Raw genomic sequence first — 23235 nt, 5'->3', positions numbered from 1 at the left:
TCCTGTCTCAAGTGGGAATTTGTTTCATTTTATGTCTGATTGCTTCAATTGGATTAGAAAAATAACCTAAAATGATTATGCAAGGGGATCGGCATGAAATTCTTACGTAAAAAATGGAGAAGTGTCGCAGAACTGTGCCAGAGTGCGGCAGATTGTCATTTGCTGCGAAGCGCTTCACTCTTTTGATGATCACATTGCCTTGATTGGGGAGAGAGATGGCAAAAACTGCAATTTTTCGCGGCGCGGTATGTTTCGCAGTCAGCATCGCGGCGGTAACGCCCTCACTGGCCGGTGGCCTTGAGCGCGGCGGTTACAATATCGACCTGCTGTTCGATCCGTCCGATTATGTTCTCGATAGTTCCGCAACCTTCGTCGCGCCGCAGCGCAAGGTAGAGAATGCGCGGGACAATCCGCTGAAAAGCGGTCCTTTGCCTGCGTCCTGGTCCACCAGTGCAGATGATTCCGAAAATTTCTGGTCGACCCGCATCGGCGCCAAGGCGGCAATCGGTGATTTCGGCGACTGCATGTTCGATTACTCACAACCGTGGGGCGCGCATCTCAATCCCGGCATCTGGCAGGGATCGAGCTACAATATCGAAACCAAGGTCAAGTCGCACAATTACGCCACCACCTGCCGGGTGAAGTTCGATCTTGGCAAAGGCGACTTCTCGATCATCGGCGGTGGTTTCTATCAGGAACTCAGCGGTTATAAATACCGTCAGGTTCTCGGGCCGGCCGTTCTGGGCCTCAATCCGGCCTGGTCCAGCTTCAGCGGCGTTGGCAAACTTGAGATGGAAGGTGACGGCTGGGGCTGGCGCGCCGGCATGGCCTATGAGATTCCCGAGATCGTCTTCCGTGCGAGCCTCGTTTACAACAGCGCCGTCGATCACGACCTGACGGGTTTCGCCGACGTCAGGGCGATCCCGCAGACGCCGCCGTCCATTTCTCCGACGCTTGCGAAATACGGTGGCAAGCTCGTGCCGATCTACGGCTCTGTTTCCATGCCCGACAGCATCGAACTCAAGGTGCAATCCGGCATAGCGCCGGACTGGCTTGCTTTCGGTTCGGTGAAGTGGACGGACTGGAGCCAGATTCAGGTCATTCCTTTCTGCGCGGTCGGCACGTCGCCGTGCGTTCCGAGCGGAGCTGACACGCTCAACACGCTTGACCTGTTTTATCGCGACGGCTGGACGATTTCGGGCGGCGTCGGTCACAAGTTCAACGAGCAGTGGAGCGGTGCTGTGAGCCTGACCTGGGATCGCGGTACATCGACTATCATTGGCACCCAGACCGACACCTGGACGCTGGGCACGCAGATCGTCTACTCCCCGAACAAGAACATCGAGTTCAAGATTGCCGGCGCTCTCGGCCTCCTGACCTCCGGTAGCTCTTCCATCAATGGCGGACCGTGCGGCGCAGGCTTCACCTGCGGCAATGAGGCGGGCTACGACTTCGGTAACGATCTCGTCGCAGCCATCTCGACCGGCGTGAAGGTCAAGTTCTGACATCATCCTTCCGTAGATGCTAAAATAAAGGTCCGGTTTACCAACCGGGCCTTTTTTCATGCGCGACTATGATTCCTGCTCGATAAAATTTTCTAGCCCGAAAGTTTTGTGACGATTTGGCAACACTTTTCTGCAAGCGTGTGGTCGCGTTGGAATGTGAGCATATCTGTCCATTTCCCGCCACAAACAGGGTGCTTGGCTTATGTTTAGGGACGCGGGAATGGAAGAACATGCAGGCGTTTGATGTGGTGGTGCGCAAGGCCGGAAAGTGAAAACGGGTTTGGATTCAGGGTTTAAGCAAGTAATACGGGAATTTCATCCGGCTTTCTTGTTTGGCGCTGACCGGTGGATGGCGAAATGCCGTTATATTGCCGGAAATTATGCCTATATCTGTCTCACTGGAAAATTAGGGCAATTGCCGCAAAAGACCACCGGTGGTGCGCTGGAAAGTGCTGCCGGAAAGACGCAGTGTGTTCGAAAAATCGCGACCCGGCGGGGTTCGGCTTTGCAGTATTCCGCAAGTATTGGCTATATGCCGGGAAGAGTTAAGAGAAGTTCGCTGAAATGCTGAAATGTGAAGCCAACGTTTTAAAGCCGCTCCTCATGGGCATGTTGCTTGCGTCGCTCGCAATGCCTGCTGCGGCTTTTGACATCAATGCGGGCGTGACCAAGGAATCCGGCCCCTTCGACCTGTTCAAGTTCGGCTTCAAGGCCTACAAGAACGGCAACAAGGGCGAAGCCGTCGAGGCCTATCGCTACGCGGCTGAAAAGGGCCATACCGGCTCGCGCTGGGCGCTTGCCAATATGTATGCCTATGGCGATGGCGTCGCCAAGAACGACTTCGAAGCTTTCAAGATCTACAGCGAAATCGCCAATCAGGGCGTGGAGCCGGGTTCGGAAGATACCGGCTTTTTCGTCAATGCGCTGCTTTCCCTTGCCGATTATTACCGTCACGGCATTCCCGGCAGCCCGGTAAAGATGGACCTGTCGCAGGCTCGCCAGCTTTATTTCCAGGTTGCTTCCACCTTTGGCGTCGCTGAGGCGCAGTTCCGTCTGGCGGAGATGATTCTCGCCGGCGAGGGCGGCCGCGCCGATGTGCAGCAGGCCAAGAAGTGGCTCAACCAGGCCCGCAAGCACGGCCATGCCGGCGCCATGTCGATTTTCGGCAACCTGATCTTCCAGGAAGGCCAGACGACGCAGGGGCTGGCCTTCATGACCGCGGCGCTCGACAAATGCACGGCGGCGGACTGCACCTGGATACAGAACCTGCAGGAACAGGCTTTTTCGCTTGCCGGTGAGAACGATCGCCGCGCCGCCATCGCCATGGCGCAGAACATGCAATTCAACGATCCGGATTGAGAACGGGCCGGACTGAGAACGGGCCGGATTGAGAATGGGCCGGATTGAGAATGGCGATCGAGGCGGCTTCTTCCGCCTGAAGGGTGTCTGTCAGCCGATCGGACTGAAATCGAAATAACCGCAGACCGGCACATGGTCGGACGGTTTTTCCCAGGCCCGCACATGTTTTTCGATGCTGACGGATTGCAGCCTGTCGGCAGCTTCGGCAGACAGCATCAGATGATCGATGCGGATGCCATTGTTTTTCGGCCATGCCCCGGCCTGATAATCCCAGAAGGAATAAAGTCCTGCTTCATCCGTCGTCGCACGCGCGGCATCGGTGAAACCCAGATTCTCCAGCCTGCGGAAGGCTGCGCGTGTTTTCGGCAGGAACAGGGCGTCGCCCTCCCAGACACGGGGGTCGTGGCAATCGAAGGGTTCGGGAATGACGTTATAGTCGCCCGCAAGGATCAGCGGCTCCTCGAGCGCGAGGCGATCTTCGGCAAAATGCCGCAGCCGTTCCATCCAGGCAAGCTTGTAGGGATATTTCACTGGATCGTCCGGCGGATTGCCGTTCGGCAGGTAAAGCGAGCAGACGCGGATCGCGCCGCCATCGACGGAAAACACGCCTTCGATGAAACGCGCCTGTTCATCGGCATCGTCACCCGGCAGGCCGCGATTGACCTCGTCGGGCTTGACCTTCGAGAGCAGGGCGACACCGTTGAAGCCCTTCTGGCCATGGGTCTCGACATGATAGCCGAGCGCCTCCAGCTCCAGCCGGGGAAAACCCTCGTCGACCGATTTGATTTCCTGAAGGCAGACGATATCGGGCGATGAATCCTTCAGCCACTGGCAGAGGTTTTCGATACGCGCCTTGACGCCGTTGATGTTCCAGGTGGCAATCTTCATCGGAGTTTCCCTTTTGCGAGGGTACTTTTACCCGATGCAAAAGCGATTGCCACCGTTTTTGGAAATTGATGGTGCGGATGTGGTGGAAAGACGCCGGACGGGCAGGGTCGCTGCGTTTTTCCTCCCTCATTCCTGTGCTTGTCACAGGAATCCAGCCAGCCCAAGTCTTTGGGCTGAAAGGACTCTTCCCGCCGCGCAGACGCGCGTCGACTGGATTCCTGTGACAAGCACAGGAATGAGGAGAGAAGAGAGATGCGAGTTACTTCAAAGCTTGGTGACTGGCGTGCGGATTGCACGCCGGTATTTCCCACTCAAATAGAAAAGCTGGTGCCACAGCCGCAGCTTGCCACCGCATTCGGGTTCTTGATCTGGAAGGACTGGCCGAGCAGATTGTCGACGAAGTCGATTTCGGAGCCGGCCATATAGACGACCGAGAGGCTGTCGATCAGCACCTTGGCGTCGCCGCGGGCAATCACGATGTCGTCATCGGCTTTGTCTTCGGCCAGATCGAACTTGTAGGAGAAGCCCGAGCAGCCGCCGCCTTCCACCGAGACGCGCAGCGCCTGTTTGCCGGCTTCGGCCGCGACGATCTGGGCGATTCGCTTCGCCGCAGCTTCAGAAAGGGTAATGTCGCTGTTTTCCATGTCGTTTCTCCTGCCGGGGTCAAGAACCGGAGAGCAATAATCTCGTTGTCACCATTATAAACCGGTCAAATTACCGGTCTATAGCCTGTGTGAAGACGGTCAACGCGGCGATGATGCTTTGCGCCGACCTCTGCGATAGGTATGAAGGGTGAATGAAAAGGTCAATGGCCGAGACCAAAAGGAAGTCCCGGCTGGAGAAGACAACAGGTGGATGCATGATCATAGACCAGCGCGCATTGGGTTTCGGAAGCGGCGAGAGGGCGGTTTTCGCCTCGGATCCATGGACCACGCGCGGGCGTCTTTTTCCCGAAACCGGAAGCCTGACGCGCTCGGAGTTTCAGCGCGACCGCGACCGCATCGTCCACACGACGGCCTTTCGCCGCCTGAAGCATAAGACGCAGGTGTTCATCAGCCCTGACGGCGACCATTATCGTACGCGTCTCACCCACACCATCGAGGTGGCGCAGATCGCCCGGGCGCTCGCCCGCGCGCTGAAGCTCGATGAGGATCTGGCCGAAGGCGTGGCGCTGGTGCATGATTTCGGTCACACGCCCTTCGGCCATACCGGCGAGGATGCGCTGGATGCGGTGCTGCTGCCCTATGGCGGCTTCGATCATAACGCCCAGTCGCTGCGCATCGTCACCAAGCTGGAGCGCCGTTATGCCGAATATGACGGCATCAACCTGACCTGGGAGACGCTCGAAGGGCTGGTCAAGCACAATGGCCCGCTGGTCAATGCCAAGGGCGAGGGGATCAAGGGACCGGTTCCGCTGCCCATCCTCGAATATTGCGAGCTGCAGGATCTGGAAATCGGCAGCTATGCCAGCCTCGAGGCGCAGGTGGCGGCGATTGCCGATGACATCGCCTATAATACCCACGACATCGATGACGGGTTGCGTGCCGGTTATCTCACCTTCGAGATGCTGGAGGAAGTGCCGTTCCTCGGCGGCCTGATGGCCGAGGTGCGGGCGAAGTATCCGGTGCTCGACAAGGAGCGCTTCGCCAATGAGATCATGCGCCGGCAGATCACCCATATGGTGGAAGATGTGATCGGCGTTGCGCAGCAGAATCTCGCCCGCCTGAAGCCGAAAAGTGCGGCGGATATCCGCGCTGCCGATTTCACCGTTGCGACCTTCTCGCCGGAAATGGCCGAGACCGACCGGCAGATCAAGAAACTGCTGTTCGGCCATATCTACCGGCATCCGGAAATCATGCGCATCCGCGCCGGCGCGACACAGATCGTCACCGATCTTTTCCACCGTTATATGGAAACGCCGGCGGAAATGCAGAGCCACTACTGGGTGGACAGCATTTCCGGCATGAGCGTGGCCGCAAAAGCCCGGCATGTGGGCGACTATCTGGCCGGCATGACCGACAGTTATGCACTGCGCGCCCACCAGCGGCTGTTTGACCACACCCCCGATTTGCGATAGGGCAGCGGGCGATCGCGAAGCCGACCCGGTTAAAAGGCCGGATATAAACAGAAGCCCTTCGCGCAGGTTGGAACGATGAACATTTTTGCCGATTTCGATACCAGGATCAAAAACGCGCTCGAGACCCTCGATCTCGTGAAAGAGAACCGCGAAAAGGTCGATTTCAGTCGAATTACCGTCGAATCCCCGCGCGATCTCAGCCACGGCGATGTCGCAACCAATGCCGCCATGGTGCTGGCCAAGCCGCTCGGCACCAATCCGCGCGCGCTGGCAGAACTCATCGTGCCGGCTCTTCAGGCCGATGGCGATGTGGACAGCGTCAATGTTGCCGGTCCGGGCTTCATCAATCTCAAGGTTTCCGTCGGTTACTGGCAGCGTCTGCTGGCCGACATGATCGGGCAGGGCGTCGATTTCGGCCGCTCCACCATCGGTGCGGGCCAGAAGATCAACGTCGAATATGTTTCCGCCAATCCGACAGGCCCGATGCATGTCGGCCATTGCCGTGGCGCCGTCGTCGGCGACACGCTGGCGAACCTGCTCGCTTTTGCCGGTTATGGCGTCACCAAGGAATATTACATCAACGATGCCGGCTCGCAGATCGATGTGCTGGCCCGTTCGGTGTTCCTGCGTTACCGCGAGGCGCTCGGCGAAGATATCGGCACCATTCCGTCCGGTCTTTATCCCGGCGACTATCTCGTTCCCGTCGGTCAGGCGCTGGCGGATGAATATGGCATCAAGCTGCGCGCCATGCCCGAGGAAAAGTGGATGCCAATCGTCAAGGACAAGGCGATCGACGCGATGATGGCGATGATCCGCGAGGATCTGGCGCTGCTCAACGTCCGGCACGACGTGTTCTTCTCGGAGCGCACGCTGCATGAGGGCAATGGCGGCCCGATCCTCTCGGCTATCAACGATCTCACCTTCAAGGGCCATGTCTACAAGGGCACCCTGCCGCCGCCGAAGGGCGAATTGCCGGAAGACTGGGAAGACCGCGAACAGACGCTGTTCCGCTCCACCGAGGTGGGCGACGACATGGACCGTGCGCTGATGAAGTCGGACGGTTCCTACACCTATTTCGCCGCCGACGTTGCTTATTTCAAGAACAAGTTCGACCGCGGTTTTTCCGAGATGATCTATGTGCTCGGCGCCGACCATGGCGGTTACGTGAAGCGGCTGGAAGCGGTTGCGCGCGCCGTCTCCGAAGGCAAGTCGAAACTGACGGTGCTTCTGTGCCAGCTCGTCAAGCTGTTCCGTGACGGCGAGCCGGTGAAGATGTCTAAGCGCTCCGGCGATTTCGTCACGTTGCGCGATGTTGTCGACGAAGTGGGTCGCGATCCGGTGCGATTCATGATGCTTTATCGGAAGAATTCCGAGCCGCTGGACTTCGATTTCGCGAAAGTGACCGAACAATCGAAGGATAATCCGGTTTTTTACGTGCAATATGCGCATGCCCGCTCGATGTCGATCTTCCGGCAGGCGCAGGAAGCGTTTCCGGGGCTTTCTCCTTCGGCTGAGGAGATGGCGGCCTCTGTTGCTTTGATTAGCGATATCAATGAGTTGCAGCTGGTTGCAAAGCTTGCGGAATATCCGCGCCTGATCGAATCGGCGGCCCTTTCGCACGAGCCGCACCGGCTTGCTTTTTACCTCTATGATCTCGCCAGTTCCTTCCATGGACACTGGAACAAGGGTAAAGACCAGCCGGAATTACGTTTTATTAACGATAAAAACCGAGAATTGAGCATTGCCAGACTTGGGCTGGTGAATGCTGTCGCAAATGTTTTGAGGTCCGGCCTTACGCTTTTAGGAGCGGACGCACCTGCTGAAATGCGATAACATATCACCATTATTTGCTCACAATACGCTGGCAAGAGCTGCAATGCGTAGATGGTGGAACACGTAATGGTCGAAAAAAATGTCGCGTATAACCGGGACGCCCGGTCCGAAGGGTTCGCTGACAACGATCCTCTGGCAGAACTGGCGCGTATCGTCGGCTTCGAAGATCGTCCTTCGCATGCGGGTTCCGAGGCTGCGCCATCGGTGACCCGCCGCGAGCCCGAATTCAATCTCGAAGATGAGCTTCTGAGGGAATTCGAGGTTTACGACGCACCGCACGCCGATCCGGTCGTTCTTGATCCGGCAAACGATGTTCGTGCGGGCATCCACCCCAACGATTTCATGCAGCGTGTCGAATCGGTTTTCGCCCGCCGCGAGCCAGAGCTTGCGCCGGCGGATGAACCCGCGCCCGTGGCAGCATCCGCACCGGAGGTGAGTGAAGAGCCACTTCCCGAGGTCGATCAGGCCTATATTCACAACTATGTCGAAACGACCACGCAGGACATTCGCGCGGATTTCCGCGACGATGCCTCCGCGGTGGCGGAAGTTTTCGATGTGCATTCGCGCCAGTCGCGTCCCGCCGAGCCGATGGTTTACGAGCCCGCTGCCCAGCAGGTGGCATGGGAAGAACCGCAGGCCGCAGAACGCGTAGAGCCAGAATGGCACACGATGCCGGAGCTTCCGGCCGATGTTTCGAGCAACATTCACGCCGATGGTCATTCCTATGCGCCGGAGCCGCAGGCTTTCGATCTCGCCGATGAGGTGGAAATAGCTGTCGCCGAGGAAGCGCCCGCACCGGTTTCCGTGCGTCCGCCGTCGCATGGCGGCCGTTCCTCGCTGGAATTTTCCAGCCTGCGGCTGCCGCTCGCCAATTTCGGCGCGCGTAGGGATGTTTCTGCCGCCGATCCGAAGCGGGTCGAGCCGCGTTCCGAACAGCAGCCTGCCGCAGCCCGTATCGAGCCGCAGGTCGAAGCCGCGCCTGCCGTCGTGCAGGCGGAAGAGACCGCGCCGTCCTTTACGCCTCCGCTCGCCGAGACTGTTGCGCCTGCTGCAGAGCCTCTGGCGTTCGAGGCTGCCGAGAAGCCGGCAGCGAAACATCTCTCGCCGATGGACGAGCTGATTTACGACGTCGCGAAATATTCCATTCCCGGTCGTGGCGAAACGCCGCTGGTGCAGGATGTTCCCGCTGCGCAGGCCGCGAAGGTGGAGCCGCCCGTGGTTGCCGCCGCGCCGGTGAAGGCAGCGCCGATTGTCGCTGCCGCGCCCGCAGCACCCGCTGAGGAGCTTGATTTCACGGATTTCGCCGGCTTCAACGATGATGATTTCGAGCTTGCGCTCGACGATCTCGATCTTGATCTGGACCTGTCTGAAATCGCCGAGGCGGAAGTTGCGCCTGCGCCCGCACCGCAGCCCGTTCGCCAGCCGCCGGCCGCTCCGGTTGCCGCTGCTGCCGTTGCGCCGCAGCCGGTGAGGGAACAGCCCGCGCCGCAGCCGCGCCCGGCCGCCGTGGCACCCGTGGCCGCTGCTGCGGTTCAGCCGCGTCCGGCCGCCGCAGCACCGCAGCCGGTTGCGCCGCAGACGCTGGAAAGCCTGCCTTTCGATCCTTCGCAGATCGGCGAGACGGAAGAACATCCGGAAAACATCGTCGAGATGGACGTGCCGGAACTGCCGGTCGGGGTTTTCGAACCCAAGCCGGCCGCGCGCCGCCACGAGGAAGATCTCGATATCGATACCGAGCTTGCGACGCTGTTTGCGCCTGCGGTTGCCGGCGGTCTCGACCGTCATAAGCACGCGGAAAATCGTGGCGCCGCCCAGGCGCGTCCCGTGCAGGCTCCGGAAGAGGCCGACGAATTCGAACGGGCGCTGGAAGAGGATTTCCGCCGCTCCATGCAGGAGGCTGCGGCTTCCCGTGGCAGCGCCCCGCGCGATGCCGAAAACACCTATGTCGACCATCAGGCGGCCTATCGTGAGGAAGATGAACGCGGCGGTCGCCGCTGGATCATGCCGGTTGCCGCCGCAATCGGTCTGGTGCTGATCGGTGGCGGCGTTTACGCGCTGGTCTCCGGCGGTTCGTCCAGCACCGGTTCCAATGGCGCACCGGTCATCATTTCCGCCGACAACGATCCGATGAAGGTCGTTCCGGAAAATCCGGGCGGTCGCGTTGTGCCGAACCAGGACAAGGCGGTTTATGACCGCGTGGCCGGCGGCAGCGCTGCCGATCCGAAGCAGCCGGCGCTGATTTCCAGCAACGAGCAGCCGGTGGATGTGGTTCAGCGCACGCTGATCCCCGAACAGTTGCCGCTGGAAGGCGAAAACGACGCGGATATGGAAGCCGCCGGCACGCCGGTTGGCGAGACCGAGGATCCGCGCCTGCTTTCGCCGGAAGAAAAGGCCGCACAGACCGAAGGTTCGGCTGCAACCGGCGTTTCGCCGCGCAAGGTCCGCACCATGATCGTCAAGCCTGACGGCACGCTGGTTGCCCAGGAAGTCGAGGTGCCGGCAGCCCAGCCGCCGAAGGCCGATAAGGTCGAAGAGCTTGCAGCGCCGCAGACCGCCAAGCCCGGTGAGGGCGCTCCCGCCGTCATCGCCGCATCGCGGGTTCCGGTCGCGCCGGAACAGGCTCAGCCGCAGGCAAATACGCCTGCCGCCGCTGCCAAGCCGGCAGCACCGCTTCCTGCGGCGCGTCCGTCCTCGCAGCCCGCCAATGTGGTGGCAACGGTGACCAATCAGGGCAATGTCCGCCCCGCGACCGCTCCGGCGCAGCCGCAGGCCGCGCAGCAGCAGACGGCAGCCGCGACGCCTGCAGCGACCAGCACGCCTTCCGCCGGTGGCTACTATATCCAGATCGCCTCGCTGCCGAGCCAGGCGGAAGCCCAGAAGTCCTACCAGAACATGTCGGCCAAGTTCGGCTCGGTCATCGGTGGACGCGGCGTCGACATCAAGGCCGCCGAAATCGCCGGCAAGGGCACGTTCTACCGCGTCCGCATCCCGGCGGGTGACAAGAACGAAGCCGTGGCGCTGTGCGAAAAGTTCCGCTCGGCCGGCGGTAGCTGCCTCGTGGCGCGGTGATAGAGACGCGCCGGGGGTAGTACCCCGGCGCTGTTGTCTAACGACAGTGACGGAGCACCTAACCTCCGTCATGCCGGACTTGATCCGGCATCCAGCCACGGCGCGTCTGCGCCGTGAAACGAGTCTTACGCGATCAAGGACTTGATCGCGCTGGACCCCGGCTCGGAGGCCGGGATGACGGACGGTAAACGTCGCCGCCCCGGCATTGGCCGAGGAGCAGGCAAAGTTCTTCCCATCTATTCTGTAACAGGCGTGACACCATGACCGATTGCAAAGCTATGATCCTCGGATGCAGCGGGCTTTCGCTGACTGCCGACGAGATTGCCCTTTACCGCGATGAGCAGCCGTGGGGCTTCATCCTGTTCGGGCGCAACATTGGCGAGCCGCAGCAGATCACCGATCTCGTCGCCGCCATGCGCGATGCCGTCGGGCGGCCAGATGCGCCGGTGCTGATCGATCAGGAGGGCGGGCGCGTGCAGCGTATCAAGCCGCCGATCCTGCAGGCCTATCCGAACGCCCGCATTCTCGGCGAAATCTATGAGCGCGACCGGGGGGCGGGTCTGCGCGCCGCTTGGTTGATGTCGCGCCTGCATGCTTTCGACCTCATGAAATTCGGCATCAATGTCGATTGCCTGCCGGTGCTCGATGTGCCGGTGGAAGGCGCCAGCAATGTCATCGGCAATCGCGCTTATGGCTATACCCCGACCATGGTGGCCGAGATGGGGCAGGCGGCGGCCGACGGGCTGAAGGCGGGCGGCATGCTGCCTGTCATGAAACATATGCCGGGCCATGGCCGCGGCATGGTGGATTCGCACCATGAACTGCCGGTCGTCGATGTGCCGCTCGATGAGCTGGACGCCCATGATTTCGTGCCGTTTCGGGCGCTGAACCGCGAATTGATGGCGATGAGCGCGCATCTGGTGTTCAACGCCGTCGACCGCGAACGACCGGCGACGACCTCGCCGAAGGTGATCGAGGAAATCATTCGCGGCCGGATCGGATTTGACGGCCTGCTGATGTCCGACGACAGTTCCATGAATGCGCTGAAGGGCACGCTCGGTGAAAGAGCTGCGAATATTGTTGCGGGCGGCTGCGATATAGTCTTGCATTGCAACGGTGTGATGGGTGAAATGATTGAGGTCGTGAAGGAGGTTCCCGTTCTTTCCGGCCGTTCGCTGGAGCGGGTGCGGGCCGTGGAAGCGGGTTTCCCCGTTGCGGACCCTTCCGACGAAGCGGAGCTGAGAGCCGAATTCAACGCCATGTGGGCCGTTTCCTGACAGTCGGGCGGCGGCCCGTTACTCGGGACGACAGGCCGGACGCCCGGCGGATGGAACAATGGCCGCAGACAAGTCTCGCAATTCGACACCGATGGACAAGCTCTGGCAGGATGTGACGCCGGAGCGGCTGACGGGCGAGGCCGGGCTGGTCATCGATGTCGCGGGTTTCGAAGGCCCGCTCGATCTGCTGCTGCATCTTGCCCGCACGCAGAAGGTCGATCTGTCGCGCATTTCAGTGCTGGCGCTTGCCGAACAATATCTTCAATTCGTGGAAAGCGCGCGCCGTGTGCGCATCGAGCTTGCGGCCGATTATCTCGTCATGGCGGCGTGGCTCGCCTTCCTCAAATCCAAGCTCCTCATTCCGCAGCAATCGAAGGATGACGGTCCCTCGGGCGAGGAAATGGCCGCGACGCTCGCCTTCCGGCTGAAACGCCTGGAAGCGATGCGCGAGGCGGCGGAACGGCTCGTCAACCGCGCCCAGCTCGGCCGCGATGTTTTTGCCCGTGGCGCGCCGGAGCATATTCCCCATATCAACCGCTCGGCCTATGAGGCGAACCTCTACGATCTCCTGAGCGCCTATGCCAATCTGCGGCAGCGGCAGGCGATTACCCAGGTCACCATTGAAAAACGGCAGGTCTGGTCGCTTGTCGAGGCGCGTGAGCTTCTGACCCATCTCCTCGGCGATGTCGGAGAATGGACCGTGCTCGATCAGTATCTGCTGCAATATGTGCCCGATCCCGCCATGCGGGTGACGGCGATTGCCAGCGCGTTTGCCGCTTCGCTGGAGCTGGTGCGCGAGGGCTCGCTGCAAATCCGGCAGGAGGGCGCTTTCCAGCCCATTTATATGCGTAAGGGTGGACGAGACGACCGTGCGGTGAATGCCGAAAGGACTGACAATGATGAATGACGACGAGACCGCCGAGGCCACCATCGCGGCCGAAGGGGCCGAGCCCGAACCCGCGGTATTTTCCGAGCGCCAGCTGAGGGAGGCCGAGCGGATCGCCGAGGCCCTGGTCTTTGCCTCGTCCGAGCCGGTTTCCGTGGCTTTCATCGCCGAGCGCCTGCCGCGCGGCATGGATGTCGTCGCCATTCTGCAGCATCTCAAGGTTCTTTATGCGGAGCGGGGCGTCAATCTCGTGCAGGTGGGCGGGCAATGGGCCTTCCGCACCGCCGGCGATCTCTCCTTCGTCATCCGCGCCGAGGAAAAGGAGCCGAAGAAGCTGTCGCGCGCGGCGCTGGAAGTTCTGGCGATTATCGCATATCATCAACCGGTGACACGCGCCGAAATCGAGGAAATCCGCGGCGTGCAGACCTCTCGCGGCACGCTCGATGTGCTGATGGAGGCGGGCTGGGTCAGGTTCCGTGGCCGCAGGCGCACACCCGGCAGGCCGGTGACGATCGGCACCACGGTGGAGTTTCTCGACCATTTCGGCCTTGAGGAATTGCGCGATCTGCCGGGCCTCGAGGAGCTTAAGGGGGCAGGGCTGCTTTCGGGCCGCATTCCCTCCAATTTCGGCGTTCCTCTGCCAATGATGAGCGACGAATTGCGTGAGGACGAAGACCCGATCACGCAGCTCGATCTCGAGGAACTGGGCCTGCTTGCGCCGGGCGGCGGCGATGGCGACGACTGATATCGCCATCCTGTTGGCGGGGCCACGAAAACTTTATGCGCACTCGCTGTCGAAGCGGCGATTTGTCGTTTGAAAAAGCCTTTCAAACGTCTTACATCGTCTGAAAGCGAAATTCAGGAGTTTCAGTTATGGGTTCTTTTAGTGTGTGGCATTGGCTCATCGTGCTGGTGATCGTTCTCGTCCTCTTCGGACGCGGCAAGATCCCGGAATTGATGGGCGATGTCGCAAAGGGCATCAAGAGCTTCAAGAAGGGCATGGCTGACGAAGACCAGACGCCGCCGCCGGCCGATGCCAACACGAAGACCGTCGACCACAAGGCTGACGAGATCAAGTAAGCGGCCTGTCGCCGCTTGGTGTGGGACTGGCGCTAGAGCGCCGTGCGTTCTTTCGGACGCACAAGGACGCTCTACCACTTGTATGTTGCGCATCGTTCCGGTCGAAAATCGATTCCGATTTTTCGGGCCGATGCGCTAGGGTCTCGGGAGCATATTGATGTTAGATATCGGCTGGAGCGAGCTTCTGGTGATTGCGGTCGTATTGATCGTGGTCGTCGGGCCGAAGGACTTGCCGCCCATGATCCGCGCTTTCGGCAAGACGATGGCCGGCCTTCGCAAGATGGCGGGGGATTTCCGCACCCAGTTCGACGAGGCCCTCAAAGAGGCCGACATGGACGATGTGCGCCAGACCATCTCCGATGTCCGCAATCTCAACCCCACCAACTCGCTGCGCGATGCGATGAACCCGCTTCGCCAGCTTGGCAATGAGATCAAGTCCGATCTGCAGAAGGCGACCACCCCGCCGGACGGCCTGTCTTCCACCCCAGCGCCCGTCACAAGCGAGCCGGTTGCGCCGCTGGTGAGCGTGCCCGAGCCGGAGATGAAACTGCCGGATGCGCCGCCTGCTGTCGCCGCATCGGCCGCGCCGGTTGCCGCAGCCGTCGCTGCGGAGGAGAAGCCGAAGCGCGCGCGGGCGAAATCGATTGCGACCGTGGAGGCCGAAGCGGTTGCCGCCAAGCCCAAACGCGCCGCCCGCAGCAAGGCCGCGGCGGCAACGCCCGAAACCGCTCCGGCGACGAAAACCGCCGCGAAAACCAGTGAGCCCGCCGTTTCGAAGCCCGCTGTTTCCAATCCCACTGGGAAGACCGTCGCCAAAAAGGCGGCCGTCAGAAAGCCTGCCGCAGACAAGGCGGTCGTGGCCGAGACCAAGCCGGCAAAAACCAAGGCCGCAAAGCCCAAAAAGGATGAAGCATGAGCGGGGATATCGAGGACAAGCCGCAGCCGCTTATCGAGCATCTCATGGAGTTGCGCACGCGGCTGATCTGGGCGCTCGGCGCGTTCTTCGTCGCCTTCATCGCCTGTTTCGCCGTTGCCAAGCACCTGTTCAACCTGCTCGTCATTCCTTACAAATGGGCGGTTCTCTGGGCGGGCCTCGATGTCACGAAATCGTCGCTGATCTATACCGCGCCGCAGGAATTCTTCTTCACGCAGATCAAGGTCGCCATGTTCGGCGCGATGGTGATCTCGTTTCCGGTGGTCGCCTCGCAGCTCTATAAATTCGTGGCGCCCGGTCTCTACAAGAACGAACGGGCGGCTTTCCTGCCGTTCCTCATCGCGTCGCCGATCCTTTTCCTCATCGGTGCGGCGCTCGTCTATTTCTTCTTCACGCCCATGGTCATGTGGTTCTTCCTCGCCATGCAGCAATTGCCCGAGGATGGCGAGGTGGCGATTTCGCTGATGCCGAAGGTGTCGGAATATCTCAGCCTCATCATGACGCTGGTTCTCTCCTTCGGTCTGGTGTTCCAGTTGCCCGTGGTCACCACGCTTCTGGCGCGCGTTGGGCTTTTGACCAGCGACTGGCTGCGGGAAAAGCGCAAGTTCGCGATCGTCCTCGCCTTCGTGGTCGCCGCCGTGCTGACGCCGCCGGATCCCATGTCCCAGATCGGTCTTGCGCTGCCTGCGATCATTCTCTACGAGATTTCCATCTACATGGCTCGACTCGTGGAGAGGAAACGTGCGGCGGAATCCAAAAGCACGGAGCTGGAGGAGACCTGACATTCTTGAAGGTCTTGCCGCTCACGACATTTCCTCGCGCCGGGCTCATGCCCGGCGTTTTGCTGTAAAACGCGACGATGCAACAACGGTCTGGAACGACGATGCACGACATTAAATGGATACGCGAAAACCCCGAAGCTTTCGATGCGGCGCTTGCACGCCGTGGCGCGGAGCCCGCCGCCAGCGGCCTGATCGCGCTCGATGAAAAGCGCCGTTCCGTCATCCAGTCCCTGCAGGACATGCAGTCCTGGCGCAATGCCGCCTCCAAGGCAATCGGCGCCGCCATGGCGCAGAAGAACATGGAGCTTGCCGAAAAACTCAAGGCGGAAGTCGCCGACATCAAGGACAACATGCCGCGCGCGGAGGAGGAGGACCGTCAGGTCACCGCCGAGCTCAACGATGCCCTGTCGCGTCTGCCCAACATGCCCTTCGACGACGTGCCCGACGGCAATGACGAGCATGACAATGTGGTGGCCCGCGTCGTCGGCCAGAAGCCCGGCTGGAACCATGAGGCCAGGGAACACTTCGATATCGGCGAAGCGCTCGGCTATATGGATTTCGAGCGCGCCGCCAAGCTTTCCGGTGCGCGCTTCACCGTGCTGACCAGCCAGCTCGCGCGTCTGGAACGGGCGCTCGGCCAGTTCATGATCGACCTGCACACCGGCGAACATGGCTATACCGAAGTGTCCTCGCCGTTGATGGTGCGCGACGAGGCGATGTTCGGCACCGGCCAATTGCCGAAATTTACCGAGGACCTGTTCAGGACCACGGATGGCCGCTGGCTGATCCCGACGGCGGAAGTGACGCTGACCAACCTCGTCTCCGGCGAAATTCTCGACCAGGAGAAGCTGCCGCTGCGCTTCACGGCGCTGACGCCGTCCTTCCGTTCGGAAGCGGGCTCGGCCGGTCGCGACACGCGCGGCATGCTGCGCCAGCACCAGTTCTGGAAATGCGAACTCGTCTCCATTACCGATGCGGAAAGCGCCGTTGCCGAACATGAGCGCATGACGGCCTGCGCCGAAGAGGTGCTGAAGCGCCTTGGCCTGCATTTCCGCACCATGACGCTCTGCACCGGCGACATGGGCTTCAGCGCCCGCAAGACCTACGATTTGGAAGTGTGGCTGCCCGGCCAGAACACCTATCGCGAAATTTCGTCCTGCTCGGTCTGCGGCGATTTCCAGGCGCGGCGCATGAATGCGCGCTATCGCGGCAAGGACGACAAGGCGACGAAGTTCGTACACACGCTGAACGGCTCCGGCACGGCTGTCGGCCGCTGCCTGATTGCGGTTCTCGAAAATTATCTGAACGAGGACGGTTCCGTCACAATTCCAGACGTGCTGCTGCCCTATATGGGCGGTCTGAAGCGCATCGAGAAGGCGGCCTGATTGTTCGTCTGCTAAAGGCGCGGCCGTCATTCCGGCCTTGAGCCGGAATCCAGCCAGCCCAAGTCCTTGGGCTGAAAAAGACTCTTCCCGCCGCGCAGACGCGCGTCGACTGGATTCCGGCTCAAGGCCGGAATGACGGTCGTGGGGGGCTTCTGTGAGAGAAATCATTGTGTCCTCATAGTGGGATACAGCAGCGGAGGAAAATATGCGGATTTTGCTGACGAATGACGACGGTATTCACGCCGAGGGTCTGGCCGTGCTGGAGCGTATCGCCCGCACGCTGTCCGACGATGTCTGGATCGTCGCACCGGAGACCGACCAGAGCGGTCTCGCGCACTCGCTGACCCTGTCCGAACCGCTGCGTCTGCGAAAAGTTTCCGACAAGCATTTCGCGCTGCGCGGCACGCCGACCGATTGCGTCATCATGGGCATTCGCGAAGTGCTGCCGGAAAAGCCGGATCTCGTGCTCTCCGGTGTCAATGCCGGCGCCAACATGGCCGATGACGTGACCTATTCCGGCACCATTGCCGGCGCCATCGAAGGCACGCTGCAGGGCGTGCGCTCCTTTGCGCTCAGCCAGGCCTTCAGCCACGCCGATGGCCGCGTCGTGCCGTGGGAAGTCGCCGAAACCTATGCGCCGGATCTTTTGCGCAAGCTGATGAATGTCGATCTGCCCGATGGCACGTTCCTCAATCTGAATTTCCCCAATTGCGCGCCCAAGGATGTGCAGGGCGTTTCCGTGACCGGGCAGGGCAAGCTCGATTTCGGCCTGACGGTGGAAGAACGTCAGGATGGCCGCGGTTTTCCCTATTACTGGCTGCGCTTCGGCGAACGTCTCGGCACCTTCCGCGAAGGCACCGATATCCACGCTTTGAAACATGGCAAGATTTCCGTCACACCGCTTAAGCTTGACCTGACGGACTACACGGTGAAGGATCGGGTTGCGCAAGCACTTGGATTCGGAGTCGCCGATTGAAATCCGCAATGGTCGAAAAGGAAGGTTTTGCCGCTCTCGTTCTCCGCTTAAGGGGCGAGGGGATTTCCGATCTTGACCTTCTGACGGCGGTCGAGCAGACGCCACGCTCCAAATTCGTGCCGCCGCAATTTGCGGCGGACGCCTATTCCAGCCGCACGATTCCGATCGACTGCGGCGCCTTCATGGAAGGCGCCGACATGGCGGTGAAGATCCTTGCCCGGCTGCAGCTGAAACCCGGCCAGCGCGTGCTGGAGATCGGCACGGGCAGCGGTTTCATGACCGCGATCATCGCGCGCCGGGTGGAGCGCGTCTTTTCGCTGGAGCGTTACAAGACGCTGGTGCAGCAGGCGCAGAACTGTCTCGACGATCTCTCCATCCGCAATGTCGTCATCCGTCAGGCGGATGGCAGCAACGGCCTCGTGGGCGAGGGCACCTTCGACCGCATCGTCTCCACCGCCGCCTTCACCACCATGCCCCGCTTCTTTGCCGAGCAGATCGTTTCGGGCGGCATGATGATCGCGCCGATCATTCTCGAAGACGAGCGTTGCGTGATGACGCGCTTCTCCAAGACCGGCAGCCGCTTCGAGAAGGAAGAGCTGTTCGAGGCGCCTTACCTGCCGCTCAGCACTCATATTGCGCGTCATTTGTGACAAAATGAAAATTTTGGCGACATTCTATTTTTGTCTCCTAATGTTCTGAATTGCCGCAACTATCTGATTTTCAATATCATTATTGTATCAACATGACGCATCCGGTTTTCGTCATGGTTATCGAAGTGTCAAAAAAGGGCTGAACGGCTTAACGTTTTAACGGCGTGGTAACACTAACGCGCTTTAATCATAAACATCGACGCATGGTTTTCCCCACCTCGGGAAATGGGCCTTGCAAGAAGTGAAATTTGTGCCGGATCGGTCTCGATGCGGCGGGTTGGCGTCAGTGTAGATCGAGTCATGCGTATGAGACATTCGTCTAAAATCGGAAAATCAGTCGCAAAAATGTTCGCAGCGGCATTGCTGGCAAGCGTCGCAACGGGCTGTAGCTCGGATGCAACGCGGTTCAGCGGCCTCTTTTCCAGTGGACCGGATCAGATGACCACGGCGTCAATTCCTGCCCGTCAGGGCGGCGGTGCTTACGGGCAGGCCCCGGTTCCGCAGGGCGACATGAATGGCGGTTACGCCTCTGCCGCACCGCAGGGCGGTTATGCCAACCAGAACATGGCGGGCAATTCCTATCCGCAGTCGGGGGGGTATGGCGGCGTTCAACCTTCCACGGCCCGTTCGGCTTCGGCCTCTCCGGTGCAGCGTTCCGAGCTGTCGGCGCCGACGGCGGTGGCAAGCCGCGATCCGTCGACCCGCAACGAAGCCATGGCCCAGCCTTTCCCGTCCGCTCAGCCCAAGGCCGCGCCGTCTCTTGCTGCGCCCGCCCGGCAGGCTGCCGCTCCCGTTGCCGACAATCTGACGACCGCAACCGTTCGTTCCGACAAGAACGGCTGGCACACCGATGGCGCTTCCTCCGTGACCCTGCGTCCCGGCGAAAGCATCGCGACCCTCTCCAACCGCTACGGCGTTCCGGAAAAGGAACTGCTGCGCGTCAACGGTCTGAAGACCGCATCCTCGGCGCAGGCCGGCCAGTCGATCCTCATTCCGAAGTTCGGTCAGGTCCGCAATGCCGCCAAGGACGCGGCCGGCGATATCGCTCTCAACCGCAATGGCGACCAGCCGACACCGCTGCGTAGTCCTGAAGGGAACGTGGCCGTGCTGCCGTCGCAGGCCGCGGCCCGTGACAAGGTTTCCTCCGAAACCGGCAAGCTGACGCCTCCTGGCGGCAAGCCGCTGCCGCCGACCGGTGGTTACAAGGTTCAGCCCGGCGACAGCCTGGCGAAGATCGCCCGTGAAAACGGCGTGTCGGTCGCTGCCCTCAAGGCGGCAAACGGTCTCAGCAACGAAAGCATCCGCGTCGGCCAGACGCTCAATATGCCCGGCGCTTCGACGGATGCCATCAAGACGGCTTCCGTTCCCGCCAAGGAAGCGGCCAAGCCGGTCGAAACCGCATCGGCCAAGCCTGAGCCCTACAAGGCGCCGGCTGCTGCCGCGGCTCCGACTGCGCCTGCCACACCGGCCACCGCCAGTGTCAGCGACATCGAGAAAAAGGCCGACATGGCTTCCGTCGCACCGGAATCCACGGGCATCGGCAAATATCGCTGGCCGGTTCGCGGCGCGGTCATCAACAATTTCGGCGACAATGTCGAAGGCAGCCGCAACGATGGCATCAACATCTCCGTTCCCGAGGGCACGCCGATCAAGGCCGCCGAAAACGGCGTGGTCATCTATGCGGGCAACGGCCTGAAGCAGCTCGGCAACACGGTTCTCGTTCGCCATGACGACGGTAAGGTCACCGTTTACGGCAACGCCGCCAATCTCGATGTGCAGCGCGGCCAGAAGGTTCAGCGCGGCCAGACCATCGCCACATCGGGCATGACCGGCAGCGCCAAGCGTCCGCAGGTTCACTTCGAAGTTCGCAAGGATGCGACGCCGGTGAACCCCTCCAGTTTCCTTGAATAGGTATTGCGTCTCAAGGAATGATGAAGCCGGGTGAAGAGCCCGGCTTTTTCATTTTTGGGGTGGGGGATCACGGGAGCTTGCGTCGTCGTTGCGGCAGGCGTTGTGGGTTTCGGCTTGACGGCACTTCTCCTCCGTCATGCCGGACCTGAGCCGGCATCCAGCGCGTCGGCGCGGCGAGAGGGTCCTTTCAGCCCAAGGACTTGGGCTGGCTGGATACCGGCTCAGGGCCGGTATGACGGAAGTGGGGAGGTGGCCTGGGCGCCGCGCCGCTCCGTTCCGACGCCTGTTTACGCCCTCACTAACCCAACCGTCCTCTCGATGAAATCGGCAATGGCGCCGGTATCGTCGAGATCGAAAACCGGCAGCGCCGTGTCCGTCACCGCGTGGTCGGCGGCAATGGCGATGATATGCGGATCGAGCGGGGCAAGCGGTTCGGTCTTGGCGGCCTCCAGCCGGCGTGCTTCGATCTTCGGCACCGGCTCGTATTTATAGCCTTCGATCAGCACCAGATCGCAGGGGGCGAGGCGGGCGAGAATATCCTCGAAGGAGGGTTCCGGTTCGCCGCGCAATTCATGCATGATGGCGAAGCGGGTGCCTGAAACGATGGTGACCTCATGTGCGCCGGCCTGGCGGTGACGCCAGCTATCCGCGCCGACCTTGTCGATATCGAAATCATGATGGGCGTGCTTGATGGTGGAGACACGGTAGCCGCGCGCCGTCAGCTCGGTGACGATACGGACCGCAAGGCCGGTCTTGCCCGAGTTCTTCCAACCGGCGATGCCGAAGACCTTTTGTTCCGTCATGATTGCAGGTTCTCCAGATAGCTGCGCGCCAGCGCCAGTTCATCCGGCGTGTTGATGTTGAAGAACGGATCGAGGCTGCCCTTTGCCGTTTCCAGCGGCGGGAAGGCCACGCCGATGGTGACATGGCGGGCGAGATAGGCGCGGATGCGCCGGTTCGCATCGTTCTTCAGCCACGCCTCGAGATCGTCGGCCAGTGCCAGCGGCCACAGCGCAAAAACCGGGTGAAGCTGGCCGCTGGAGGCGGCGATGACGATCGCATTGTCCGACAGGTGTTCGTAAAGCCGCGCCGCGAGATCGTCCGGGAAAAACGGGCTGTCGGCGGGCGCCGTCAGGAAGTGGCTCGCCGCATCCCCGCGGTGCTGGAAATGGCGCATGCCGGCCAGAATACCCGCGAGCGGCCCGGCATGGCCGTTCAGCGTATCGGGCAGCAGCGGCAGGCCGAAACTCTCCGCCCAGCCATTGGCCGCATTGATGGTGACATCTGAGACCTGCGGCGTGATGCGGCTGATGACATGGGAGATGAGGGGCGCATCGCCCAATTGCACCATCGCCTTGTTGCTGCCCATGCGCCGCGAAAGCCCGCCGGCAAGCACGAGACCGGGTATTTCGAAAGGGGCCGTCATTCCCGCTTTTCCTGCAGCCTTACGACATAGGTGGTGAGGAGGGCGACAAGGCCGGTCGCCAGCATCACCAGAAGAAGCGGCCAGGTTCCGTCCTCCCTGGACAGGACCGAGGAGGCGAGCACCGAGAGCGCTGCGCCGCCGCCGATGGTCATCGCGCCGCCGAGGCCGGAGGCGGAGCCGGCCAGATGCGGCTGGACGCTGACCATGCCGGCATTGGCGCTTGGCAGTGTCACGCCGTTGCCGACGCCGATCAAGGCAAGCGGCACGAAAAACGCATAGGCGCTTTCCGCCCCGGCGGAGATCAGCATCATGGTCGTGGCGATGCCTGCAATGGCGATGACATTGCCCGACAGCATCATGCGGGTAATGCCGATTTCGCTGGCATAACGGCCGGAGATGAAGTTGCCGAGCATGTAACCGCTGGCCATGAAGAAGAATTGCAGGCCGAGCATGGCCGGCGCAAGCCCATAAAGCACGCTGCCGACGAAAGGCGCGCCGCCGAGGAAGGAAAAGAACATGCCCGATGAGAAGGTCGAGGTCAGCGCATAACCCCAGAACAGCGGCGAGCGCAGCAGTTCCGGCCAGGCGTGGAACTGCTGTGAAAAACTAGCCGACTTATTGTGGTTGGTTTCGCCGAGATCGAACCAGGCGAGCACCAGAATGCCGACGCCGAGCAGGGAGAGGAGGGCGAAGCTCGATTGCCAGCCGGATATGTCGTTAAGCAGGCCGCCAACCGTCGGCCCCACCATCGGCACCACGGACATGCCCATGGTCACGTAGCCGATCATCGAGGCCGCCTGTTCCATCGGCACCATGTCGCGCACGATGGCGCGCGCCAGCACGAAGCCGGAAACGACGGCCGCCTGCGCAACGCGCCCGATCATGAAGACGGTGATGTTGGGCGCCAGCATGCAGACGAGCGTTGCGACGATCATGATGGCGATGCTGGCCAGCATGACCGGGCGGCGTCCGAAGAGATCGGAAAGCGGGCCGATGATGAGCTGCAGGCAGGCGGTGGCGGCAAGATAACCCGAAACGGCAAATTGCATCACCGCGTAGTCGGTCTCGAAATAAACCGCCATGGCCGCAAGCGAGGGCAGGAACACATTCATGCACAGCGCCGCAACGCCGGCGATGACGACCAGCGTGATGATGTGGGGCGGGGTGGTTCTGTCCAGAAAACGGCCGCTGTTCATG

20 protein-coding genes are annotated in these 23235 nt (G+C 61.1%); 15 read left to right on the top strand and 5 right to left on the bottom strand.

The window, feature by feature from the left end:
* The first annotated feature begins 215 nt into the window (after nucleotides 1-215).
* Nucleotides 216-1505: an outer membrane protein transport protein gene (locus ACQZ60_RS08385; RefSeq protein ID WP_448735053.1), complete on the top strand. Its 1290-nt coding sequence runs from the start codon at nucleotides 216-218 to the stop codon at nucleotides 1503-1505.
* 564 nt (nucleotides 1506-2069) lie between these two features.
* The gene (gene exoR / locus ACQZ60_RS08380) at nucleotides 2070-2864 is read left to right on the top strand and encodes an exopolysaccharide production regulator ExoR (RefSeq protein ID WP_003509731.1); all 795 of its coding nucleotides are present in this window, start codon (nucleotides 2070-2072) and stop codon (nucleotides 2862-2864) included.
* A 90-nt stretch (nucleotides 2865-2954) separates the two neighbouring features.
* Here exoR and xth read toward each other — a convergent pair whose 3' ends face one another.
* Both xth and erpA read right to left on the bottom strand, forming a co-directional pair.
* Complete coding sequence (gene xth / locus ACQZ60_RS08375) at nucleotides 2955-3752, bottom strand: exodeoxyribonuclease III (protein WP_020811520.1); 798 nt, start codon at nucleotides 3750-3752, stop codon at nucleotides 2955-2957.
* A gap of 311 nt (nucleotides 3753-4063) precedes the next feature.
* On the bottom strand, nucleotides 4064-4396 hold the full coding sequence (gene erpA / locus ACQZ60_RS08370) for an iron-sulfur cluster insertion protein ErpA (protein ID WP_020811519.1): 333 nt from the start codon (nucleotides 4394-4396) through the stop codon (nucleotides 4064-4066).
* A 215-nt stretch (nucleotides 4397-4611) separates the two neighbouring features.
* Between erpA and ACQZ60_RS08365 the strand changes: the two genes are divergently transcribed.
* The 13 genes from ACQZ60_RS08365 (at nucleotide 4612) to ACQZ60_RS08305 (ending at nucleotide 20612) form a co-directional block, all read left to right on the top strand.
* Entirely contained in the window at nucleotides 4612-5829 is a 1218-nt protein-coding gene (locus tag ACQZ60_RS08365; RefSeq protein ID WP_059760463.1) for a deoxyguanosinetriphosphate triphosphohydrolase, read from the top strand.
* Nucleotides 5830-5904: 75 nt separating this feature from the next.
* Entirely contained in the window at nucleotides 5905-7662 is a 1758-nt protein-coding gene (argS, locus tag ACQZ60_RS08360; RefSeq protein WP_003522720.1) for an arginine--tRNA ligase, read from the top strand.
* Nucleotides 7663-7728: 66 nt separating this feature from the next.
* Nucleotides 7729-10731 (top strand): SPOR domain-containing protein, encoded by a 3003-nt coding sequence (locus ACQZ60_RS08355; protein WP_448735052.1) that lies wholly within the window; start codon nucleotides 7729-7731, stop codon nucleotides 10729-10731.
* A 260-nt stretch (nucleotides 10732-10991) separates the two neighbouring features.
* On the top strand, nucleotides 10992-12008 hold the full coding sequence (nagZ, locus tag ACQZ60_RS08350; protein WP_448735051.1) for a beta-N-acetylhexosaminidase: 1017 nt from the start codon (nucleotides 10992-10994) through the stop codon (nucleotides 12006-12008).
* Between the two features lie 58 nt (nucleotides 12009-12066).
* Nucleotides 12067-12915 carry a segregation and condensation protein A gene (locus ACQZ60_RS08345; RefSeq protein WP_003522723.1) on the top strand — a complete coding sequence of 283 codons (849 nt, stop codon included), beginning with the start codon at nucleotides 12067-12069 and terminating at the stop codon, nucleotides 12913-12915.
* Complete coding sequence (gene scpB / locus ACQZ60_RS08340) at nucleotides 12905-13639, top strand: SMC-Scp complex subunit ScpB (protein ID WP_121490267.1); 735 nt, start codon at nucleotides 12905-12907, stop codon at nucleotides 13637-13639. Before ACQZ60_RS08345 ends, scpB begins: the two co-directional genes overlap by 11 nt.
* 128 nt (nucleotides 13640-13767) lie before the next feature.
* Nucleotides 13768-13974, top strand: coding sequence for a twin-arginine translocase TatA/TatE family subunit (locus ACQZ60_RS08335; protein WP_003509722.1), 207 nt, complete (start codon nucleotides 13768-13770; stop codon nucleotides 13972-13974).
* 157 nt (nucleotides 13975-14131) lie between these two features.
* A complete protein-coding gene (tatB, locus tag ACQZ60_RS08330; RefSeq protein WP_448735050.1) occupies nucleotides 14132-14890 on the top strand; it encodes a Sec-independent protein translocase protein TatB in 759 nt (252 codons plus the stop codon).
* Entirely contained in the window at nucleotides 14887-15690 is an 804-nt protein-coding gene (tatC, locus tag ACQZ60_RS08325) for a twin-arginine translocase subunit TatC (protein ID WP_003522727.1), read from the top strand. The genes tatB and tatC overlap by 4 nt, the downstream gene beginning before the upstream one ends.
* 101 nt (nucleotides 15691-15791) lie before the next feature.
* Complete coding sequence (gene serS / locus ACQZ60_RS08320; protein ID WP_448735049.1) at nucleotides 15792-17075, top strand: serine--tRNA ligase; 1284 nt, start codon at nucleotides 15792-15794, stop codon at nucleotides 17073-17075.
* Between the two features lie 205 nt (nucleotides 17076-17280).
* Entirely contained in the window at nucleotides 17281-18051 is a 771-nt protein-coding gene (gene surE / locus ACQZ60_RS08315; RefSeq protein WP_020811580.1) for a 5'/3'-nucleotidase SurE, read from the top strand.
* On the top strand, nucleotides 18048-18701 hold the full coding sequence (locus ACQZ60_RS08310) for a protein-L-isoaspartate(D-aspartate) O-methyltransferase (RefSeq protein WP_003522731.1): 654 nt from the start codon (nucleotides 18048-18050) through the stop codon (nucleotides 18699-18701). Before surE ends, ACQZ60_RS08310 begins: the two co-directional genes overlap by 4 nt.
* Before the next feature lie 345 nt (nucleotides 18702-19046).
* Entirely contained in the window at nucleotides 19047-20612 is a 1566-nt protein-coding gene (locus tag ACQZ60_RS08305) for a LysM peptidoglycan-binding domain-containing M23 family metallopeptidase (protein ID WP_003522732.1), read from the top strand.
* A gap of 287 nt (nucleotides 20613-20899) precedes the next feature.
* Here the strand turns inward: ACQZ60_RS08305 and mobB are convergent, their stop codons facing one another.
* The 3 genes from mobB to ACQZ60_RS08290 are packed head-to-tail and all read right to left on the bottom strand — an operon-like array spanning nucleotide 20900 to nucleotide 23234.
* On the bottom strand, nucleotides 20900-21415 hold the full coding sequence (mobB, locus tag ACQZ60_RS08300) for a molybdopterin-guanine dinucleotide biosynthesis protein B (protein WP_448735048.1): 516 nt from the start codon (nucleotides 21413-21415) through the stop codon (nucleotides 20900-20902).
* On the bottom strand, nucleotides 21412-22038 hold the full coding sequence (mobA, locus tag ACQZ60_RS08295) for a molybdenum cofactor guanylyltransferase MobA (RefSeq protein ID WP_448735047.1): 627 nt from the start codon (nucleotides 22036-22038) through the stop codon (nucleotides 21412-21414). The genes mobB and mobA overlap by 4 nt, the downstream gene beginning before the upstream one ends.
* Entirely contained in the window at nucleotides 22035-23234 is a 1200-nt protein-coding gene (locus ACQZ60_RS08290; RefSeq protein WP_020809125.1) for a multidrug effflux MFS transporter, read from the bottom strand. Before ACQZ60_RS08290 ends, mobA begins: the two co-directional genes overlap by 4 nt.
* Nucleotide 23235: the final 1 nt, after the last annotated feature.

The organism is Agrobacterium sp. 22-223-1, assembly GCF_053522385.1.
The sequence above is the reverse complement of the archived record's forward strand: the minus strand, read 5'-3'. Positions and strand labels throughout refer to the sequence as shown.

Excerpts from the sequence above, each read along its gene's own strand:
- xth (WP_020811520.1), bottom strand. The coding sequence starts at position 3,752 with ATGAAGATTGCCACCTGGAACATCAACGGCGTCAAGGCGCGTATCGAA.
- argS (WP_003522720.1), top strand. The coding sequence starts at position 5,905 with ATGAACATTTTTGCCGATTTCGATACCAGGATCAAAAACGCGCTCGAG.
- surE (WP_020811580.1), top strand. The coding sequence starts at position 17,281 with ATGCGGATTTTGCTGACGAATGACGACGGTATTCACGCCGAGGGTCTG.
- ACQZ60_RS08385 (WP_448735053.1), top strand. The coding sequence starts at position 216 with ATGGCAAAAACTGCAATTTTTCGCGGCGCGGTATGTTTCGCAGTCAGC.
- ACQZ60_RS08290 (WP_020809125.1), bottom strand. The coding sequence starts at position 23,234 with ATGAACAGCGGCCGTTTTCTGGACAGAACCACCCCGCCCCACATCATC.
- scpB (WP_121490267.1), top strand. The coding sequence starts at position 12,905 with ATGATGAATGACGACGAGACCGCCGAGGCCACCATCGCGGCCGAAGGG.
- mobB (WP_448735048.1), bottom strand. The coding sequence starts at position 21,415 with ATGACGGAACAAAAGGTCTTCGGCATCGCCGGTTGGAAGAACTCGGGC.
- ACQZ60_RS08345 (WP_003522723.1), top strand. The coding sequence starts at position 12,067 with ATGGCCGCAGACAAGTCTCGCAATTCGACACCGATGGACAAGCTCTGG.
- ACQZ60_RS08365 (WP_059760463.1), top strand. The coding sequence starts at position 4,612 with ATGATCATAGACCAGCGCGCATTGGGTTTCGGAAGCGGCGAGAGGGCG.
- ACQZ60_RS08305 (WP_003522732.1), top strand. The coding sequence starts at position 19,047 with ATGTTCGCAGCGGCATTGCTGGCAAGCGTCGCAACGGGCTGTAGCTCG.
- nagZ (WP_448735051.1), top strand. The coding sequence starts at position 10,992 with ATGACCGATTGCAAAGCTATGATCCTCGGATGCAGCGGGCTTTCGCTG.
- tatC (WP_003522727.1), top strand. The coding sequence starts at position 14,887 with ATGAGCGGGGATATCGAGGACAAGCCGCAGCCGCTTATCGAGCATCTC.
- serS (WP_448735049.1), top strand. The coding sequence starts at position 15,792 with ATGCACGACATTAAATGGATACGCGAAAACCCCGAAGCTTTCGATGCG.
- ACQZ60_RS08355 (WP_448735052.1), top strand. The coding sequence starts at position 7,729 with ATGGTCGAAAAAAATGTCGCGTATAACCGGGACGCCCGGTCCGAAGGG.
- erpA (WP_020811519.1), bottom strand. The coding sequence starts at position 4,396 with ATGGAAAACAGCGACATTACCCTTTCTGAAGCTGCGGCGAAGCGAATC.
- tatB (WP_448735050.1), top strand. The coding sequence starts at position 14,132 with ATGTTAGATATCGGCTGGAGCGAGCTTCTGGTGATTGCGGTCGTATTG.
- ACQZ60_RS08335 (WP_003509722.1), top strand. The coding sequence starts at position 13,768 with ATGGGTTCTTTTAGTGTGTGGCATTGGCTCATCGTGCTGGTGATCGTT.
- exoR (WP_003509731.1), top strand. The coding sequence starts at position 2,070 with ATGCTGAAATGTGAAGCCAACGTTTTAAAGCCGCTCCTCATGGGCATG.
- mobA (WP_448735047.1), bottom strand. The coding sequence starts at position 22,038 with ATGACGGCCCCTTTCGAAATACCCGGTCTCGTGCTTGCCGGCGGGCTT.